The 19,586-nt window shown below is 46.8% G+C and carries 18 protein-coding genes; 8 read left to right on the forward strand and 10 right to left on the reverse strand.

Annotated features, from left to right (window positions below; genetic code table 11):
* Positions 1-94: 94 nt before the first annotated feature.
* Positions 95-877 (forward strand): cobalt-precorrin-6A reductase, encoded by a 783-nt coding sequence (locus QUA00_RS21815; protein ID WP_333411094.1) that lies wholly within the window; start codon positions 95-97, stop codon positions 875-877.
* A 250-nt stretch (positions 878-1,127) separates the two neighbouring features.
* Here the strand turns inward: QUA00_RS21815 and QUA00_RS21820 are convergent, their stop codons facing one another.
* The 6 genes from QUA00_RS21820 to QUA00_RS21845 form a co-directional block, all read right to left on the reverse strand.
* Positions 1,128-1,766, reverse strand: coding sequence for a Uma2 family endonuclease (locus QUA00_RS21820; RefSeq protein WP_333411095.1), 639 nt, complete (start codon positions 1,764-1,766; stop codon positions 1,128-1,130).
* Between the two features lie 111 nt (positions 1,767-1,877).
* A complete protein-coding gene (locus tag QUA00_RS21825; protein ID WP_333411096.1) occupies positions 1,878-2,576 on the reverse strand; it encodes a type II secretion system protein in 699 nt (232 codons plus the stop codon).
* A gap of 58 nt (positions 2,577-2,634) precedes the next feature.
* Entirely contained in the window at positions 2,635-3,666 is a 1,032-nt protein-coding gene (hpsC, locus tag QUA00_RS21830; RefSeq protein ID WP_333411097.1) for a hormogonium polysaccharide secretion pseudopilin HpsC, read from the reverse strand.
* 64 nt (positions 3,667-3,730) lie between these two features.
* Positions 3,731-4,342: a prepilin-type N-terminal cleavage/methylation domain-containing protein gene (locus QUA00_RS21835; protein ID WP_333411098.1), complete on the reverse strand. Its 612-nt coding sequence runs from the start codon at positions 4,340-4,342 to the stop codon at positions 3,731-3,733.
* Positions 4,343-4,385: 43 nt separating this feature from the next.
* Positions 4,386-9,437, reverse strand: a complete 5,052-nt coding sequence (gene hpsA, locus QUA00_RS21840) for a hormogonium polysaccharide biosynthesis protein HpsA (protein WP_333411099.1) — start codon at positions 9,435-9,437, stop codon at positions 4,386-4,388.
* Between the two features lie 258 nt (positions 9,438-9,695).
* On the reverse strand, positions 9,696-9,896 hold the full coding sequence (locus tag QUA00_RS21845; RefSeq protein WP_333411100.1) for a hypothetical protein: 201 nt from the start codon (positions 9,894-9,896) through the stop codon (positions 9,696-9,698).
* Positions 9,897-10,430: 534 nt separating this feature from the next.
* Between QUA00_RS21845 and QUA00_RS21850 the strand changes: the two genes are divergently transcribed.
* The 3 genes from QUA00_RS21850 to QUA00_RS21860 all read left to right on the forward strand — a co-directional run bounded on the left by QUA00_RS21850 (position 10,431) and on the right by QUA00_RS21860 (position 13,570).
* Positions 10,431-11,195, forward strand: a complete 765-nt coding sequence (locus QUA00_RS21850; protein WP_333411101.1) for a sulfotransferase domain-containing protein — start codon at positions 10,431-10,433, stop codon at positions 11,193-11,195.
* Between the two features lie 930 nt (positions 11,196-12,125).
* Positions 12,126-12,977: a 3-deoxy-7-phosphoheptulonate synthase gene (gene aroF, locus QUA00_RS21855; protein WP_333411102.1), complete on the forward strand. Its 852-nt coding sequence runs from the start codon at positions 12,126-12,128 to the stop codon at positions 12,975-12,977.
* A 395-nt stretch (positions 12,978-13,372) separates the two neighbouring features.
* Positions 13,373-13,570 carry a heavy-metal-associated domain-containing protein gene (locus QUA00_RS21860; protein WP_333107044.1) on the forward strand — a complete coding sequence of 66 codons (198 nt, stop codon included), beginning with the start codon at positions 13,373-13,375 and terminating at the stop codon, positions 13,568-13,570.
* 121 nt (positions 13,571-13,691) lie between these two features.
* Here the strand turns inward: QUA00_RS21860 and QUA00_RS21865 are convergent, their stop codons facing one another.
* A complete protein-coding gene (locus QUA00_RS21865; protein ID WP_333411103.1) occupies positions 13,692-14,102 on the reverse strand; it encodes a metalloregulator ArsR/SmtB family transcription factor in 411 nt (136 codons plus the stop codon).
* A 146-nt stretch (positions 14,103-14,248) separates the two neighbouring features.
* On the opposite strand from QUA00_RS21865, the gene QUA00_RS21870 reads away from it, so the two are divergent.
* Together QUA00_RS21870 and QUA00_RS21875 are read left to right on the forward strand one after the other, a co-directional pair.
* Positions 14,249-14,416, forward strand: coding sequence for a metallothionein (locus QUA00_RS21870; RefSeq protein WP_333081421.1), 168 nt, complete (start codon positions 14,249-14,251; stop codon positions 14,414-14,416).
* Positions 14,417-14,705: 289 nt separating this feature from the next.
* Positions 14,706-14,966: a DUF7219 family protein gene (locus QUA00_RS21875; RefSeq protein WP_333411104.1), complete on the forward strand. Its 261-nt coding sequence runs from the start codon at positions 14,706-14,708 to the stop codon at positions 14,964-14,966.
* 117 nt (positions 14,967-15,083) lie between these two features.
* Here the strand turns inward: QUA00_RS21875 and QUA00_RS21880 are convergent, their stop codons facing one another.
* Entirely contained in the window at positions 15,084-16,160 is a 1,077-nt protein-coding gene (locus QUA00_RS21880) for a metal ABC transporter solute-binding protein, Zn/Mn family (protein WP_333411105.1), read from the reverse strand.
* Between the two features lie 90 nt (positions 16,161-16,250).
* On the opposite strand from QUA00_RS21880, the gene QUA00_RS21885 reads away from it, so the two are divergent.
* Together QUA00_RS21885 and QUA00_RS21890 are read left to right on the forward strand one after the other, a co-directional pair.
* Positions 16,251-16,970 carry a metal ABC transporter ATP-binding protein gene (locus QUA00_RS21885; RefSeq protein WP_333411106.1) on the forward strand — a complete coding sequence of 240 codons (720 nt, stop codon included), beginning with the start codon at positions 16,251-16,253 and terminating at the stop codon, positions 16,968-16,970.
* A gap of 224 nt (positions 16,971-17,194) precedes the next feature.
* Positions 17,195-18,031, forward strand: coding sequence for a metal ABC transporter permease (locus QUA00_RS21890; protein WP_333411107.1), 837 nt, complete (start codon positions 17,195-17,197; stop codon positions 18,029-18,031).
* Positions 18,032-18,223: 192 nt separating this feature from the next.
* Here the strand turns inward: QUA00_RS21890 and QUA00_RS21895 are convergent, their stop codons facing one another.
* Both QUA00_RS21895 and QUA00_RS21900 read right to left on the reverse strand, forming a co-directional pair.
* Positions 18,224-19,279, reverse strand: a complete 1,056-nt coding sequence (locus QUA00_RS21895; protein WP_333143493.1) for a WD40 repeat domain-containing protein — start codon at positions 19,277-19,279, stop codon at positions 18,224-18,226.
* Between the two features lie 71 nt (positions 19,280-19,350).
* The gene (locus QUA00_RS21900; protein WP_333411108.1) at positions 19,351-19,494 is read right to left on the reverse strand and encodes a hypothetical protein; all 144 of its coding nucleotides are present in this window, start codon (positions 19,492-19,494) and stop codon (positions 19,351-19,353) included.
* Between the last annotated feature and the right edge of the window lie 92 nt (positions 19,495-19,586).

Below are 19,586 nucleotides of genomic sequence, written 5' to 3' on the forward strand. Positions count from 1 at the left end.
GGGGACAAGATTCTTCTCAAAGTCAACCCCTACTCCCCAACAATCAGGGGGATTTAGGGGGATCGAGATATGTGCAAGTTCACATTAAATTGGTATGAGGGGTAATTTGGTGAAAAAACGGTTGCTAATTTTGGGGGGGACGGGGGATGCTGCGGAACTGGCGGTGAGAGCGTCTCAAATTGCTGAAATAGAGGTGGTATCTTCGCTAGCAGGACGCACTCAACAGCCTTTTACCCCAAAAACGGGTACGGTGCGAATTGGGGGGTTTGGTGGGGCGGCTGGGCTGGCGGCGTTTTTGCTCGATCGCGGAGCCCTAGGAGAGGATCGCCCGATCGACTTCTTAATCGATGCTACTCATCCGTTTGCGGCTCGGATTTCTGCTAATGCTGCTGTTGCTGCTGCTGAATGTAATGTGCCCTTTTTGATGCTGGTGCGTCCTGCTTGGGAGAGGGTGGAGGGCGATCGCTGGATTGATGTTGCGGGCCACTCGGAGGCTGCAAGGGCTTTATTAGGGCAGTCTCAGCGGGTGTTTCTGACGATTGGTAGGCAGGAATTGGCTGCTTTTGCTGGTTTGGATGCTATTTGGTTTTTGATGCGGGCGATCGATCCTCCGGCACTCAATTCTCCTATTCCTAATGGTAAATTGTTATTAGCAAGGGGGCCTTTTTCTTTGGAAGACGAGCGCCAATTACTATTAGAATATCAGATTGATACAATTGTTAGTAAAAACAGCGGGGGCGGTGCTACTTATGCGAAAATTGTGGCGGCTAGGGAACTGGGAATTCCGGTGGTGATGGTGCAGCGGCCGCCGATTGCGGATGTTGAGCAGGTTGCTGATGTTGCAGGGGCGATCGCTTGGTTAGTTAAGCAGTTATGATTTCTATCATCTCCGGTCGATTACCCCTCATACGGTAGGGGCGGGTTCACTAACAATATCTGCCAATAATTGACTATCTCGAAAACCCGCCCTTTTAATCGTTCGATCGCACATAACATGATATCATCTTCGGTCGATTACCCCTAATATCATGTCCGGTGGGGGCGGGTTTATGGGATTTGGGATTTGTGTTGAATATTAGGGTGAACCCGCCCCTACTATAATCACCGGCAAATTTGTCATCGCCCTGCTAAATTTGCGTTTTCACCCAATATCGAAAGGCTTTCATGGCGACGTTTCTGCCGGCTGTTTTGCTTTGTTCTAAGTATTGGGGGATGAGCTCGGTGATGGGGAAGTTGGGAAACTGGAGACTACGATCGCCCTGTATGTATTTTCCATTTTGCAGTACGCTGATTTGCAGGTTGTGGCCGTTGTAGCGCCACAATTCGGGTACTCCTAATGCTTCGTAGTTGTTGAACTGAGTGCGGGAGGTGAGGTCGATTTCTATGGCTAAATCGGGAGGTGGGTCTGTTTCTAAGTCGATGCGGTTTTTGCCTCTGACTGCGGCTTCGTTTTGGATGTAGAAACAGGTATCTGGTTCTACTCCTTGAGCCATTTTTTGATTTTTGAATGTGGTGGAACCTAGAGACCAAAATTCCATACCAAGTTCTTCGAGTAGTGCTTCGACTAAGTTACCAATCAGGACTTTACCAACTTCGTGTTCGGGTAGGGGAACCATGATTTCTAATGTTCCTTTGCTGTATGAAAGTCGGGATGCGCGACTTTCTCCCAATTCTGTTAGTAGGGTTTCAAACATCGGCCAGGTTATGTCTTTGAGTAATAGTTGATTTCCTGGCTGGATGATTATTTGTTTTAGTTCTAGCTGCATTTTTTGACTGTTTTAATAGGATTTGAAATATAAAATAATTTAAGTTAATATTTTTTAGCAATTCTGCATTTATGCGGAATTGCTGTTAGAGATTTAAAAATATCTGCGGGGCTACGGGCAACCCTCTTTTGTAGAAGAATTGTATTCTCCCTCAGCAGTTCGCATTCCTCCTAGGATAGTTTCCACAATCACGCACTGTTTGCCTTTGGTATTAGGCCCAAACCCAGATGGAACAGATGTATCAAATGGAGCAACTGAAACTACCAATCGCCTATTATTGTTTGAATCTAATGGAAGTTGTTTCACGTTTCCCTTATAGTCAAAAACGATCGAGTTTGCAGGAACAGCATAACCATCAGTATAAGCAGTTGCATTAGTTAAAATCGCAATAGTGCGGGGTTTGATTTCGCCTCCGCTACTGAAAGTTTCTTTTCGGATTTCTTTTTTTAACGGATCGGGTTCTGCTGGATTGGTATCGATCTCAACTCTTGGCGGATCTGCAGATATGGGGGTAGAAGATGAGGTATAAAATGTAACTGTGACATCGCGCTTACTTCGCTTAGCTTCGCTTTGTGCAGTTCGCAAGGTTTGGAGGACTCGATCGTTCACAGTGCGAACTCTTTGTCTGTTGATAAATGCCAGCCAGCTTGGAGCGGCGATCGAGCTTAATATACCTATGATTAACGCTATCACGAGCACTTCTAGAAGGGTGAATCCCTGATCGCCCTTTCTGGATGCAGTATTTTTGTAATTAGGGTTTGCTTTTGCTGCAGAAATCTGCAAAACTTTTAATAATATTGGGGTTTTCATTTTATTCTCCTGTTTTATCTGCTACTCGCGCTATTCGGAAATTTGTTTTAGATCTCTGTTATTTTCCTACTGCACCGAGACCTTGTACTTGAACGGTTGCTGTTGGGAAAAATGCAGATTTGTTGGCTTTGTAAACAGTATCGTTGGCTTGAAGGCGACGCAGGCTGTTTCCTCTGATAGTAACTCTAGCTAAGTTTTTAGATGTATCTACACAAGCGTAGAAGCTGTGGGTTGAGCCGTCTGTTATTAGTAAATCTGCGGCGTTGATAGGAGTTGATCCTGCTGCTGTTGGATCTACGACGCCCAGAGCATTTTTGCAATCTGGCGGTTGTGGAACATTAGCGGTACTGTGGTCGATATAATTAACCAATACTTGAGGATCTGGAAAACCGGCTCTCATCGTCACATCTATTGTGGGCTTACTAAAGTCAAACTTTTCATTAAAAGCTGAATTTTTTCTTTGCTCATTTGTAGTTTCACTATCATCATAGTATGCCTGAGTTAAAGGGTTTTTGACTCCATCCGTAATTTCATAGCGGGCAATACGGGTAGGACAATCGTTTCCGTTTCCTGAAGGCTGACACCAAGTATTGTCCGTGTCTTTAAACTGGTAGTAAGCAACTAATGATCTTAGGTAAGTGTCGTTGCATGTATTAGGGCTGCAATCTTTTGGTTTTAGAGTAGAAGCATCAACTGGAATCGAGTTTTTAATTAGCTGTCGCTTCCAGAATACGAGAATCGGAACTCTATTAGGATTTCCCTTCTCTGGAAGTTGATCTCTGATAGCCGGAGTAGCCACAGTTCCTACATTAATAGCCTTATTATCGTAAATATAAATAGCTTGGCTCAAATCTTGGGCGATGAAATCAACGGCCGCCTGAAGGTCTTGCTCGGTATTTGACTTGACTTGTTCTCTCCTGTCGGTATTCAGCATATCGACTACAAAACCGAGCATCGGTGTAATGATTAAAAATGCCATAATTGCTCCGACTAATAGCTCAACGAGAGTCATACCCTTGTCTGTTGGAGCTAGCCCAGAGCGGTTTCGCTGGTGCTGACTTTTGAGAAGCAACCTGAGTAAAGTTTTCATTTTGACTGTTTCCTTTGCCAAATGGGGGGAGCGATTTTAAATTTGATAACAGGGACTTTGATTATTACTTACAGCCAGTGGTGTTCTTGAGTCGATCACACAACGATCGATATGGAGACGCCGCTCCTTGTGTAGTAGGGGGAATCTCTGTTTGCATTACCACCAAAGGCGCTTTAGGATTGCCAAGACCGGAATTAGCGACTGATTGCTGTGTAGTTGTCAGCGCGCCTGAAGAAGAAAAAGCATCGGCCCGGTAAACCCGCACAGTCAGCTCGTAGCCTGTTGTTGTCGGATCTGTCGGATTAGCTGGATTTCGCCAAACACCTTGAACCAAAAATTCTTTGCTCCCAGCACAACCTGGCGTTTCATCTAAGTTAACGCAGTACAACTGAGCAGGGTCTGTAGGAGCGGTAGGAGTATTAGAAGGAAAACCTTCTGGGCTTTTTGTATCATCTCTGATTGCCCCCACTCTCAGAGCGTCGATGTAAGTTCTCGCCGCCATCGTAGCAAGTTCAATCCGCCGCGCTTGTACGCGAGTCGCTACTGAGTAAGCCATCACAGGGGCGATCGCAATCATCAGCACCGAGACTACAATCATCGCTACTAACGACTCGATAATCGTGTAGCCACCATCTTGCGAATGGGGTAAATTTTGCTGTTGTTGTCGCTTATTCATAAGTAGGACTCCAGTAATTGCGCGGCGGAAAGTAATTAGAGGGTTAAGTGGAGCATTTAGCTCGCTCGGCAGTTGAGAGGGTTTCGGTGGCGTTCTTTTTGTCCTTTTCTAAGGTAGAACACATCAAAGTTTTTACCCAATCGTCATTGCGAGGTACTTCCCGGAAATACTCGTCCGGGGTTCGTCGTGAGGGAGGGGTTGTGAACTTTTGGGTAAACAAATCAGGCGGCTGAGATAGCAAGCCCACGTCATAACCCCAGTTCCGGGTGGGCGGGCTGAAGTATGGAATCTGATTACCTGATATGTTGTATACAGTTATTAGTGAATTAGTACCAGTAGGAGCAGTAGGATCTGTAGTAGGAGTAGATGATTGGGCGAACACAGTTTTTAGCCTATCAGCCGATGCTGACGGATAGCCCGTTGGCATAGTTGGCACATAAGGTGCGGTATTAAAGGCGCTACGGTTTAGCTGGATGAAAGACCCTTGGATGTTATTAGAAATTGGAGCTGAAGTTCCTTGGCGCCAGAGTTCCAAGAATCGGGGCAAGTTTTGCAAACCGCCGTTAAAGTCACCCGAGGTAGAGTTGAGCGTCCTTGAGGGAGTGTCACCTGCTCCAACAATCATATTGAATGTAGTCTCTCCAGCCACGGATATCCACCCTGTTGTGTCTGCAGCAGCAGTACCTCGTGGAGTACCTGGGGTGGCGGCTGTTGCACTCATGAGCTGCGGAACTGGCATCAATAGCGGCTGCGATCCCTGTAATGGACTAAGTTTGCTTTCTGTGGCGATAGCCGGTAGAGGTACTTTGCTGCCGTCTGTAGTGCCTGCAGCGGTAGCGCTGGTGTTGACATGAAACGGAATATCGGTAGCATTGTAAGCCACATTAGTCCCACTCTTGGCTGCAAACCAAAGAGCGTTAGTTCCTATACGGCCGACGACACCTGCTTGGATTGTGTTTCCTGCAGTAATCGCCAAAGGCTTTGGCTCTGTTAGGCTTGTCAGAGGGAAAGGTGTAGCAGTAGTGTTTCTCTCAAAAGCTACGCGGCGGGGGAAGCGCTGCAATTCTGGCGCTGGCGGAATTGCAGTTGTTCCCGCTGGATAAGCAGCGGCTGTGTATGAATCACCATCTTTTGCCTTACCTGCTGCTGGTGTGGATGGGTTCGCCAATGCTGGATTAACGTACCAGTCTTCATCCGTACACGCAGAAACTGGCAGTTTTGTACAAACTTCCATTACATACTCTGGGAAAGGCCCCCGGCGCTGGACGGGGGTGACAAAGTTGTTGAAGTAGGAACTCCAGAGCGGCTTGGGATTTGAAGTCACATAGTTAGCGTCTGTCACCGTTATCGGATCTGCAGCTGCCTTTAAATTTCCGTTAGCTAAAAACGCCCCGCTGGAAAGTCCGTTAGTAACAAAGTTGTTGTTAAAAAATCCTTGCTGTCTGCGAGGTAATACAGCAGCAGCGCCGGCATTGTTTCTGAGGTCAAAATCTCCCTCGTTGCGGAAGCCAAAACGGTAATTTGTTGAAAGCAGGGTGACAGCATCTGCCAGTATGTTTGCGGGACGCCAATTATCGCCGGTATTACATTTACCATTTAGTCTGGGGTCGTTTGGGCGACAGGCAAAGTTCTTATTGAGGTCGTCTTTTTTGCGAGTGTAAAACTTGTCCCAATCAGCAAGAGTTTTAAACTCTGCTTGGGAAGGAGCTTTAAACTCGTGTTCGGTGTGAAGGTTAAATTCGCCTTTGATGTAAACGGGCAAATTAGATGCCAAAGTCAGCCCTTTTTCCATAACTACATTGGCAATAGTGGGAGGAAGACTGGGAATTCTGGCGAGTTCGCGACCATTAACCAGCAGAATTCCGTTAGGCTTGCGAGTCGGGTCTAGTAAGGAGTCACTAGGGCTAACTCTGGCACTAATACTTTCATCTAAGTCTCTCTTACTACGATCGGGCAGCGCATCATCTCGGCTGGCATATATAATGCCGCTGTATGGCAGTAAAGGCTCTCCTCCAATGGAGTTTCTCCGCAATAGATCGAGGTTTATCTGAGTGGCGCGAATTTCTAAGGGTTGACGTTCTTCTAAGGGCTGGTTGTAATAGCCTGTTAGATTTGCTGGTTTTGCTGTTCCAATAGTTGTTAGGGGACTGCTCAGCGTAAAGGCTTCGTTGACGTTGGGAGTAGTCTCGTTGTCACGATCGATCGCCTTGACTTCTCTGGCATTCAAAAATGCTACTTCTTGGATAGCTCCGGGAGGAATATCAGAACTGACTGGTAAGGGGGAGCTGGCTATAATCCCTAATGCACACATGGTAGAGTCTATCGCTGCTCTGTCAGCCAGAGTGCGATCGCCCGGTTCTTTCAATAGTGCGTTTCTCAAAGGCTCGTTGGCAAACCTACCGTCAGGAAAAACGTAATTGGCTTGCCTTTCTAAAGCAGTTGGCGAACCCCCGCCTAACAAACCCCGTGTAGCCGGAGCTGTACTTGCAGTTGATTTTGGGTCTTGTGTCTTATCAGTCGGTCGGCCGTAGACTACTCCATTGTGGGAACCAATTTGAGTTCCGGGAGTCCCTAATGCGGGTGGGTTTAGGGTTGCGTTCTGACCGCTTACATCAGGAAGTGTAGATAAATTTTTGGCTGTGGAAGCGTTGCTGGGGTCGTAGTAGCTGCTGACGCAGGCAAATGGCTTAACGCTATTGAGGTTTATTGGGTTTAAATTTGGATTGTAGCCACCGTCTTTTTTGTAGTGATAGACTGCTGTCGCCCGCATCCGTAAATCGCCCTTAGCATACTTGGGAGTTCTGGGGTCAATGGTAGTAGATCCTGTTACTGGTAGTACGAGCGTTGCGGGGCGAGGAACCCATTTTGCAGGATCATAAGCGCCACCACCACTATTGTCATAAACTTTAGACCCTGCCCCCAGAGGTGACATCGGCATCGAGTCCGGCCAAACAACAGGGTATTTCTCAACAGCAGCACCTGTAGTTTTTGGATCGTCGTAAGCATCAGTTGCGCCATTTCCCAATAACGTACCATCTAAGGGATTTATCCAAGTAGGGGGTGGCAGAAAAGAATTGGTGCGTTCGTAAACTCCTGCACTGGTGATCACCCGAAGACCGCCCTCGCCATCCAGAGGATTTTTAGGTATTTCCGCTGCTGCTCCTTCCCAGAAACCGCTGCGATCTGTGGCTCCTACGTCGGCCAGCTTTGTTACCTGGGGCGATCTGGTACGTGGAATGCCACTGGTGTCGCTAGAATTCCACTTGCCTGGGATTGGGTCTGGCTCACTCGTAAATTGATTTTTGCTGTTGTCCCATCTCTTGGCTGGTAGGTTGTTACCCGCAATCACACGATCGCCCAGCAATAGTTCTTCAGGTAGCGGTGAGCCATCTGCTGTTGGTGTTGTTGTTCCTAGCTGATCTGCTTTTAGTGCGATCGGGCTTGTAGCGTCCGAGTTGCTCCATTTGAAAGCGTCTAAAGGTTCTAAAGGTCGCAGAGTGTCCAGGCTTCCATCTATAGGCAGCGTTTTTGGTGCGGGGCCGTATGTGTCCGATGCGTTTGCCTGCGTAAGTCCTACTCCTACAGGTCCTACTTCTTTAAAGGGAACCTTGCGGAGCATCTGTTTAAAATATTCTTCCAGCGCTTGTTCCCGGGTTTGGGTGGCTGGTCTATTTTGCACCGAAAATGGGTCGGTAGTATCGACTTTGGCCATCTGTGCTGCCACTAGCGAAGAGAGGCGAGCAGTATAGGCACCATTGTTGTAAAGTACCTCCAAACTGCTATTGGTGGTGGATTCCGCACCTGCTGCGTCGCTAATAGTTTTTGCCGCACCTAGCATGGCTGCGTTTCTATCACCTGTCAGTGATGAGGCATTTTTGAAAAGATGCACGCCCACGGGATTAATTTGTCCGCCAGTGGTATTGCCCGACCAGCCATTAACTACATTGCCTCCCACCACAATTTTGCTATTTTCTTGTTCATAAAAACAAGAATCTGGGCTACTAACTTGATAGAATCGTGTCCTATTTCCCCCACTTAAGTTAGTCACCAACAAATTACTATTTGTGAATATCCGCCCGTTTAGATTCAACTCAGGCCCTGGCGATATATCCAAGTCGTCTTCATAAACTACCGCGTTATTAGCGAGGGGAATGCGGCTTTGGTCTTGCTGGTATTCGAGAGCCGATGTACTGGCAGTTCCTGTTAACGGTTTATACTTAGCGCCCAAACTGCTCGCTTCCGAGGCTGTAATCGGTACATTAACTGTGTCAACAAAAAAACTTTTTTTAAGTTGGCCGTCTATCCTGTACCAGCCTGAGTCGCCTACCAAACTAGCGACAGTACCTCCACCCTGGACACATTCAGGATTGAGACTTTTCGCCGAGCTGGGTGGCGTTCTGGCCTCCACAGACTTTCTGGCCCTGGTGAAATTGCCTAAAGTTGGGCCTAGAACATTACTGCGTTTTGGACTGCGGAAGAATATGCCGTAAATAGTAAAAGTGTCAAAGAATCCATCATTATTAGTATCTACGGGATATCTCCACGCAGTGTTGATCGCTTCGTTTTCTACATCTGTTATGGGGTCTACCATCGGGGCTTTAGGATCGGCAGCAGGATCAGCAGTACCGTTTTGATCGAGGTCTGCTCTGAGTACCAGACGTTCCTCGTCTCCAAAGCTATAAAAATCCGTAGCTGCACCCGTAGCATTCGCCATCCGGGCGTACAATTCTGGATCGGATGGAGTACCCGTCGGTCTTTGCGGGTCTTCCCACAGCAGGAACTGAATTTTCGCTTTCGCCCGATCGATCGCCGGAGTCGCGGCCGCCAGCACCTGCTGGTTCACGCGCACGTTACGCGCCGTATTCGCCCGATCGAACGATCGCAGCGTAATCGCCACAGTCAACAAAATCACTACCAGCAACACCATCGTCACCGTCGGCAGCACAAACCCCGCCACCGGCAGTCTCGCCCTCCGGCCCATAGCCATCAGGGTTTGCAGCATTGCTCTCATCAGCCGCTTAGCCCCGGATCTGGTAACACCAGCAATCCGCCGCAGCAGGGATACGATAATTTTGGATAATTTGCTCTTAAACATTGACGCCTTCCTGAATAATTTCAGAGATGGTATTGCTGGTAGTGACTGCTCGACAGTACAATCCCATCTTTATTGTTCCCATTTTTTGCAACTTGCATATCAGCCTCTTGCACAAATTTAAATCTGTACCTTGGCTGAAAAATAAAACCCACAAACCCGCAACCAAAATCGCCGCCGATAATATATTTTTCAGCGAAAGATTTGCCCCGCAGGGATTAGATCTTCCTTACTCCACTCTAATCTAGTTAAATTGAAATGTCAGTGGTCAGACCAAGACTGAATTCGATCGCCCAAAAACAGCGATCGCGAGCGTATCCCATGTATTTCCCAGACCTTGTCTGGCGGCCTTTGTTGATGTGTTCGCCTTGCTAGCGCCTGCAACCACCGGAATCTACAATCACCATCGGCCCATCGAGTGGTTATGCCTGTCAGCGCGATCGAACTGAGATATTGCACCATTCTCAATTAGCCGTAGGGGCGGGTTCGCCAACAGCCTTAAAGCTTGCAAATAGGTTCTATAAACCCGCCCCACCCCACGAAAAATCCTCTTATTGATATTGCTGCAAGATGTCAGATCAAATATAAATTGGGCGATGAATTTCCGTAATGCCCCCAAGTGCGATGAATTGCCGTAATGCCCCCAAGTGCGATCTCAACTGTTGCACCATAGTCAATCAGCCTTTTAGGGGCGGGCAAGATGCCCACCCCACAATAAAATTAACTGGTTCCCAAGCTCTGCCTGGGAACCGATGTAAGCGAGGCTCTGCCTCGGCTGCGACAATGGAGGCAGAGCCTCCGGATATGCGTTACCAGGCAGAGCCTGGTAACGAGTATAATCATTTAGGATTGCTATATATAAATACATCTTCAGTCCTTTTCAAAGGACTTGCGCTATGAGACGGGGGTTTTTAACCCCCGGCGGACTATCGGTACAAATGCCAAATCCGAAACACTGTCAGTACAAGTGCCAAATATAAACCTAGCATCCCACCCATGAAACAACCCTCCAAACCCCCCGACTTCATCATCATCGGCGCCCAAAAAGGCGGCACAACATCCCTGTACAATTACCTAATCCAACATCCCCAAATCCTCCCCGCCGCCCAAAAAGAAATCCATTACTTCGACTTGAACTTCGACAAAAGCCCAGACTGGTACTACGCCCAATTTCCCCAGCCCCAAACAGGCGAAAACCTAGTAACCGGAGAAGCCAGCCCCTACTACATCTGTCACCCCCAAGTTCCCCAGCGAATTTATGATTTATGTCCCAAAGTAAAAATAATCGCCCTGCTGAGAAACCCAGTAGAACGCGCAATCTCCCACTATTATTACTATATCAAAATAGGCTACGAATCGCTATCATTAGAAAGTGCGATCGCCTCCGAACCCGAAAGACTCAAAGGCGAAATAGAAAAACTCCAAACCAACCCAAACTACTACAGTTACGAACACCAACACCACAGTTATCTAACCCGCGGCATATACGCCGATCAACTCCCAGCCTGGATGAAACTTTTTCCCAAATCACAACTTTTAATCCTCAAAAGCGAAGACTTATATACCAATCCCTTCGGCACATACAACAGCGTCTTAGAATTTCTAGAATTACCGCCGCACCAACTACAAACCTACGAAAAATACAACGCCACCCAATATCCCCCCATCAACGACACAATATACGACCAATTGAGAGCATATTTTCGATCGCACAACCAAAGACTAGCCCAATTGTGCGATCGAGACTTCGGCTGGGATTAATTATTTCGGCAATTGTAGGGGCGGGTTCACAAACAATATCTAACAAATACAAACAATCTAAATAAACCCGCCCCCACCCCACCAATAACCTACATGAACCTTGATTTCATCCTCCAAACGTATAGATCGATTTACCGTTGGGTGGGGGCGGGTTTACGAGATTGTGGATTATTGACGATGATTGTTGGTGAACCCGCCCCTACAAATCTTTTTCTCAAAATAGTCGGGGCGCTTTTTACCAACAATATCTCACAAATACAAACCATCTAAATAAACCCGCCCCTCGGATTAATTATTTCGGCAATTGTAGGGGCGGTTTTTACCAACAATATCTCACAAATACAAACAATCTAAATAAACCCGCCCCTCCCCACCAATAACCTACATGAACCTTGATTTCATCCCATCCTCCAAACGTATAGATCGATTTACCGTTGGGTGGGGGCGGGTTTACGAGATTGTGGATTATTGACGATGATTGTTGGTGAACCCGCCCCTACAAATCTTTTTCTCAAAATAGCTTGACATTCCTACCAGTCTGTGATAGCTTATCGAATAGTATTGTGTTAAATCCACAAATCGCAGCACTTCACCCATGTTCACAGCCAAGTTCACAGCCAACAGCTATTTTTATTTTTGGTACAGCCAAGTTCGCCCGGAGTGAATTTGCAATTCACTGTGAACATCCGGGCGAACCGCAGATTAACACCTGCGGTTTTGTTTTTTCTACTTCTTTTCCCAACAACCAATCGAGTACACGCGAAAACAGCAATGACATTATTCAGTAACTGGTACTACAGCTTTTATTTTTGGCCCAACAAGAGTTCTGGGTAAATTGTCGCGCTGTCTTTTCGCACCAACCCGGAACTCCTAAAAGTTCCGGGTTTTTTGTTGTCAACCACCCACTTAAATTCCCAGGAAAATACCCTCATGTTAGAAGCCAAACTCGTAACCAAATCTCATCCCGAACACCAAACAATTGTCAAACTCTCAGAAACAGTCTCAGTCGGCGGCCAAGAATTATTAATCATCGGCGGCCCCTGTACCGTCGAAAGTTCCCAACAAATGGAAACAGTCGCCCGCCAACTATCCGCCGCATCGGTGCAAGCTTTGCGAGGCGGAGTCTACAAACCCCGCACTTCTCCCTATGCTTTCCAAGGCATGGGAATTGAGGGACTGGAAATTTTAGCCGATGTCAGCCGGCGTTACGGTTTACCCGTGGTGACAGAGGTAATGTCGATCGCCCAAATCGAGCCAGTTGTCACCTATGCTGATATGCTGCAATTAGGCAGTCGGAATATGCAAAACTTCGAGTTACTAAAGGCGATCGGTCAAGCCGGAAAACCAGTCCTGCTAAAACGCGGCTTATCAGCCACAATCGAAGAATTTGTGATGGCCGCCGAATACATTCTCAGTCACGGAAATCCTCATGTAGTTCTCTGCGAAAGAGGCATCCGCAGCTTCGACAATTACACCCGAAACGTATTAGATTTAGGTGCAGTCGTAGCACTGAAACAGTTAACTCATTTGCCAGTAATAGTAGACCCTTCTCACGCCGTCGGCAAGCGAGAATTAGTCGCACCCCTAGCCAAAGCAGCGGTTGCTTGCGGTGCAGACGGATTGATTATTGAGTGTCACCCGCAACCAGAAAAATCGGTTTCTGATGCGCGGCAAGCTCTTTCTTTAGCAGATATGGTAGATTTAGTTGCGAGTTTGCGGCCTGTAGCCGCCGCCGTTGGCCGCTGCATACCAGATACTAAGTCATTAGTCATCAGTCATTAGTTATTAGTCATTAGTTATTAGTCATTAGTCATCACTCATTAGTCATATTATGTCCGGTCGATTACCCCTAATACGGTAGGGGCGGGTTCACCAACAATATCTGCCAATAATTAACAATCTCAAAAACCCGCCCCCTTAATTGCTCGCTCGGACATGATATCATTTAATATGGTAGGGGCGGGTTCACCAACAATATCTGCCAATAATTAACAATCTCAAAAACCCGCCCCTTTAATCGCTCGCTCGGACATAATATCATTAGTCATTAGTCGGCGCCGCAGGACTTGGCTTTGGTAGAGTCAGAATTTATGCGGACGCACTTTTGCTTGGAAAGCGAAATTAGATTAAAATAAAAGCACAATCAATACTGTCATCTACAATATTTGGCTTTTATTATGGCAATACTACTTAACGTTCCCTCGATCGTCTGTTCCGGCTGCGGTGATACAATTACCAAAGCCATCAAAACTGTTGACTCCGAGGCTACTGTCAATGTGGATGTCGCAGCTAAGACTGTTACGGTTGAGGCTCAAGCTTCTGAAGAATCAATTACACAAGCGGTTGTTGCTACGGGCCACACCGTCCAAGATTGATATTGAGTTTGGTGAGGGCGGGTTTACGAGATTATTGGTATTAGGCCGAGATTATTCGTAAAAGCCGCCCCTACAGAATTTTAAATCCATTACCAATGCCCACTCCCCAATGCCCAAAAGCTTAATCTGCTTCGTCTAAGTGTTCGGCGACTGCTTGGTAAAGTTCAAAAACGTGGCGATCGAGTAAACTATAAAAAACTTGTCTCCCAACCTTGCGGTAACTGACCAACCGCATCGCCCGCAATGCCCGCAACTGGTGCGATACTGCTGACTCGCTCATACTCAACGCCGCAGCCAAGTCACACACGCACAGTTCTTGTTTTGCCAAAACCGACAGCAGCCGCAGGCGATTCGCATCTCCCAAAAGACTGAAAAACTCAGCCATCCGCTGAGCTTTGGCGGTGTTGAGAACCTGTGTTTGGATGTCCCCGGCCCGCAAACAGTCAACTAGGTGCGATGGATCGCACGTTGGTGTATCGTTTTGTTCGTGAGGCTGACTTATCGCTCCATTAACAGCAGAGTTGGGTGACATCTTTTCCCGGCTAGTTTTAATTCTGATTTTCATTTTAGTGCGATCGGCAAACCTTTTGTAACAAAACTTTTACATTCCCTTGACTTATATCTGAATATGTGTTCATATATAAGTATGCAAAAACAAACCCACGAGGACAATGTAAAATGACTACCGCCACCCAAACAAAATGTGCCTGTCCTTCATGTTCGTGCGTTGTCAGCCCCAGCGAAGCCATTGAAAAAGACGGCAAAACATACTGTTCCAGTGCTTGCGCTGACGGGCATCCCAACGGCCAAGGCTGCGGCCACACCGGCTGCGAGTGCCACAAATAAATATTCGGCTTCAGAAAAGGTTAATCACCCACTGCCAAATATCTCTAAAGGGAGATGCGAACCGCGCATTTCCCAATTTTTTTGCTTTTAGGTTAAAGAAAAGTTAAAATAAAGCTAACTTAAGGTTAAGACTGCATTAATAGACTAAATACAGAGCGAAAAAGCACAATTGCTACTTACGCAATACAATAGAAGCAAGTTAGCGCCGCGATACTGAGTACAAATAGTGCTATTAACAGCAGAGACCGAACCAAAAGTTGAATACCAAAAGTTTAATTAGGAGGGGGCAATGAAAGAGCGGGAAGATTTTTTACATCCTCGCAATCGCTACTACGGTGATTTCACGCCAGAAAACTTGGCGTTTAATGCCAACTTGCAGGAGTTTGCTCAAAAAATAACTTATATTTGCTCGCTGGAAACAGGGGGGAAAATTAGCGCTGAGAAAGCCTATAAAGATATTAAGGCCCTTTGGAAAAACTTAAAATCCTCTAAGAAACAATTGGGAATTGGCCAAAAACCCCCCAGTACCGAGGAGCCACATTCACCTTAAAGTCATCGCAGCCAACGCAGCGTTTGCAATCGAAAACCCCTGCGATTGCGAACGCTGCGTTTTGCTGCGTACCCAGCAAATGTAAGGTGCTTGCTAGTAGGCGAACTTTAGAAAATTCTAGGGTTTGGGATTTGGTGCATTTTCTCCGGCAAAGGAAGTACAAGTGCCACCGAGGCCAGAAATAATCGCGCAAGTATTAGTTTTCAGCATTCCCTGATAGGTATCAGCACCGGTGCCAGGGGCGCCCAACTCGTCGCTGTAAAGTTCTTTGTCCGAAATTTCGACATTTGCCTCCCTCGCCACAGTCTCCATCAACTTCGGATTAGTTGTAGTTTCGGCAAAAATTGTCGGCACTCCTGCGGTCTTAATTTCTGACGACAATTCGGCAATTCTTGCGGCGGTGGGCTGTTCTTCAGTCGTCACCCCCTGCAAGGCTCCTGCAATCTCCAAACCGTAAGCATCGGCATAGTAACTCAGAGCATCGTGAGTTGTTACTAACTTGCGTTTTTCTGCTGGAATTGTCGCAATTTGAGCTTTGATCCAAGTATCTATTTTTTGCAACTCATCTGTTAAGCTGGCGGCATTTTTTGTAAAAAGTTGAGCATTGGTGGGGGAAACTTTGCTCAATTCATCCCGAATTGTTTCTACCATACGAATGCCATTTTGAGGGTTATGCCAAACGTGAGGGTCAGGGACTTTTTCGCCTTCTGCATGGGGTTGGTTTTCCCCTTTCTCTTCGCCGTGTTCGTGGTCGTCTTTGCCCATCAGCGGTTTGGGAACCGCGAGTTCGTGGACGGCGATTTTGGGTGCGGAATTACTGCTAGATTCAATTAACTTAATGATGCTGGGTTCGTGGTTATAGCCGCCGTATAAAATCAGATTGCCCGTTTCAATCGCTTTGCGGTCTTCCGGCTTAGTTTGATAGGCGTGGGGGTCGTCTCCCGGCTTGATTAGACACGTGGTGTCGATCGAACTTTGAGCGATTTCTCTAGTTAGGTTGCAGATAACGCCAGTCGTGGCGACGACTTTGGGCAAGTTGGCGGCGGGACTGGCTTGAGTTTGAGTCGCGGCCGGACTCTCTGGCGTCCCATTGCTTGCGTTCTGCCCTCCACTGCAGCCAACCAGTCCGCAGCCCATTGCCAAAACAGCCACACCGCACAATCTGCCGCTTTTTCCAGCCCAGTTCTTTAACATTTTCACCTTTGGAACGATAATCGTTATTGCTTTTTCGAGTTATCCTATTCTAGTAGCTACGAACAAGAATCGTTCTCAAAATCTCGGATTATGTTAGAAGTGCAAGACTTAGCTGTCAATTATCGAGGAATCTCGGCCCTCAACAGCGTGAATTTCCAGTTAGATCCCGGACAATTAACCGGTGTGTTCGGCCCCAACGGCGCCGGGAAAAGCACGATGGTGAAAGCGATGCTGGGATTGATCCCGGCCTGTCGGGGTTTGGTGAAATATCAGGGGCGGTTGCTGAAGCAGCAGTTATCGCGGGTGGCTTATGTGCCACAGCGATCGCAAATTGACTGGGATTATCCGATTACTGTGTGGAATGCGGTAATGATGGCGCGAACCGTCAAGACTGGTTGGTTTCGCAGCCCCTCGAAGCAGTCGCAAGAATTGGTAAAAGCTGCTTTACTGCGGGTAGGAATGTGGGATTTGCGCGATCGACAAATTGGCGAACTGTCTGGCGGACAGCAGCAGCGGATTTTCTTAGCAAGGTCGATCGCCCAACAAGCCGATTTATTCTTCTTCGACGAACCTTTTAACGCGATCGACAAAGCAACCGAAGAAATTATTTTCGATATTTTTGCCGAACTAAAAGCCCAAAATAAAACATTGCTAGTAATCAGCCACGATTTAGGCGAAAGTTTAAAACAGTACGACAATTTATTATTGCTCAACAAGCAGTTAATTGCAACAGGTTCCTGCCGAGAAGTTCTCACCACCGCCAATATTCAAAAAGCCTATGGATACGATTTAAGTTTAGTTTCAGCGTAAGCAAAAAAAGATTTATCTTTAAAATTGATTGTGGCACGGGCGTCTCGCCTGTGCAGTTGATTGTGGCACGGGCATCCTGCCTGTGCAGTTGATTTTGGCACGGGCATCCTGCCTGTGCAGTTGATTGTGGCACGGGCGTCTCGCCTGTGCATTTGATTGTGGCACGGGCGTCCCGCCTGTGCAATTGATTGTAGTTAAAAAAATCCTATTATTGACCTAATTCAATGTTAAACCTACTAATTGAGCCGCTACAATTCGAGTTCATGCGAAATGCGATCGCCGTCGGCATTTTGCTAGGAATTCTCTGCGCCGTTGTCGGCTCCTATTTAATTGTACAGCAAATGGGAATGATGGTTGACATGATTGCCCATTCAGTATTAGCAGGATTGCCCGTAGCTTTTTCTTTAGGTTTCAATATTTCGATCGGCGCGTTTATATCGGGAATTATCAGCGCGGTAATAATGACCTGGATACAATCGCAATCGCGCCTGAAAATTGATGCAGTTATGGCATTAATTTTGTCTACATTTTTAGCAATTAGCATCACGCTGATTAGCCTATTGCGGACAACCAAATTAGATTTAGACGGGTTTTTGTTTGGGAATATCTTATCAGTTGCACCGGCTGACGTGCAACAGACTTTTGTCATTACTTTGATTATTTTGGCGACGGTTAAAATATTTTATAAAGAACTGCTATTCTATACTTTTGACCCGTTGGGAGCGCAAGCCGGCGGTTTGGCTGTAAACTGGATTTATTTGGGGATGATTTCGGCGATTACGCTGACGATTGTTGCGAGTTTGCAAACTGTGGGGGCGCTGTTAGTAATTTCCCTATTAATCGGGCCTGGAATCACGGCGTATTTGTTGGTAAAAGAGCTACATTTAATGATGGGATTAGGAGCAATTATTGGGATTACAGCTAGCGTGAGCGGTATGTATCTAAGCTATTATTTGAATATGCCGTCAGGTGCGGCAATTGTATTAGTTGTTTTTGGGTTATTTTTAGTAGCTTTGCTGTTCAGTCCCAGTCAAGGGATTTTGACAAGAAAGAGAGGATAACACTCCTGGATGCACTTCGACGCTTAGAAACCGGGTTTTTTACTCGATGCAGTCTGCAACGAAGTAGACGCTCGAAAAACCCGGTTTCTGGATACCCGTGGGTAAGTCCTAAAGTTTTCAATTGTTTATGTTTTGGTCAAACGGGTGCTTATGCGAACTTAGCGCCGCCCGAACCCTTTGCCGCCCATAGATTTATGACCAAACCAGCAATTCGCCTCCACAGCCGCCAGCGGCGAGAAACTGGCCTTCGGGATGCCATGCGAGACAGGAAAAACCGCCCTCTGCGCCTTCTAGAATTTGCAGCAATTGTTCTGCTTCCTCCCACAAACAAACTTGACCGTCTGCGGCGGCAGAAGCTAATAAAAATGTGGTAGGTTGAAAGGCGATCGCATTTACAACTTTTTCATGCACTTCTAACCCCCAAGAATCCCAACCGACACTTTCATCAGCGTGTTTTTCCCACACTGAAATACCTTCCGAACTCGCAGCCGCTAACAAAGGCGCCCCCAAGGAATTAGTTTTATCCGACCAAGCTAACTGCCGAACTTTCCCCGGAAAACCCTGCATTACCCACGGTTCAAAATTACCCCATTCATTAACAATTAGAGTATTGTCCATATTGCCGCAAGCTAAATATTCCCCTTGTGGCGACCAAGAAACGGCACCGGTTGCAGAGGGTACTGATAAAATTTCCGGGTCTTCGTCCCAGTCTTCACCATGCCAAACTTTGACACCTTGATAGCCGCTAACTGCCAGATATTGAACCATCGGATGCCATGCTAAATCGAGAATAGATGATGACTCGAAATTCAGCGTTACTTCAACAACATTATCCTCAGCATTCCAGACTTGAACGTAGCGGCCCATACTGAAAGCTAACTGGTTGCAGTTGGGACTCCAAGCTAACTTATCAACCCAGACGCGCTGGTTATCCAAATCAGCAATTAATTCACCAGAATTAACGCGCCAAATTCGCACTTTTCCATCTTGTCCGCCAGCAGCTAGGAATTGACTGTCGCGGGAAAAAGACAAGCAATCGGCTGATTTCTCCGTAGCACTTTGTAGCGTTTGCAAGGACAATTCATTAACTGCCCCTACTTTCGCCAGCATCACTTCCCCCGCCGCAGAACAGACTGCTAAAGTTTTGCCATCCGGCGACCAAGTAACAGCAGTTATGTAGTCAGACAGCATGGCTTCGGCATGAATTTCTAGGGTTTGTTCACTTTTATTTGTCTTTTTGCTACCCATATTTATTGAATCTGAGATGTTGTACTATTCTTAAGAACGGGCAAGATGCCCGTTCCACAAGAAATGAATTTTCATCTTGTGGAACAGGCATCTTGCCTGTTCCCTTCCACAAAAGATGAATTTTCATCTTGTGGAACAGGCATCTTGCCTGTTCCCTTCCACGGGCAAGATGCCCGTGCCACAAAAGATGAATTTTCATCTTGTGGAACAGGCATCTTGCCTGTTCCATCCCACAAAAGATGAATTTTCATCTTGTGGAACAGGCATCTTGCCTGTTCCCTTCCACGGGCAAGATGCCCGTGCCACA

The sequence above is a fragment of the Microcoleus sp. T2B6 genome (genome assembly GCF_036700475.1).
Classification (GTDB): domain Bacteria; phylum Cyanobacteriota; class Cyanobacteriia; order Cyanobacteriales; family Microcoleaceae; genus Microcoleus.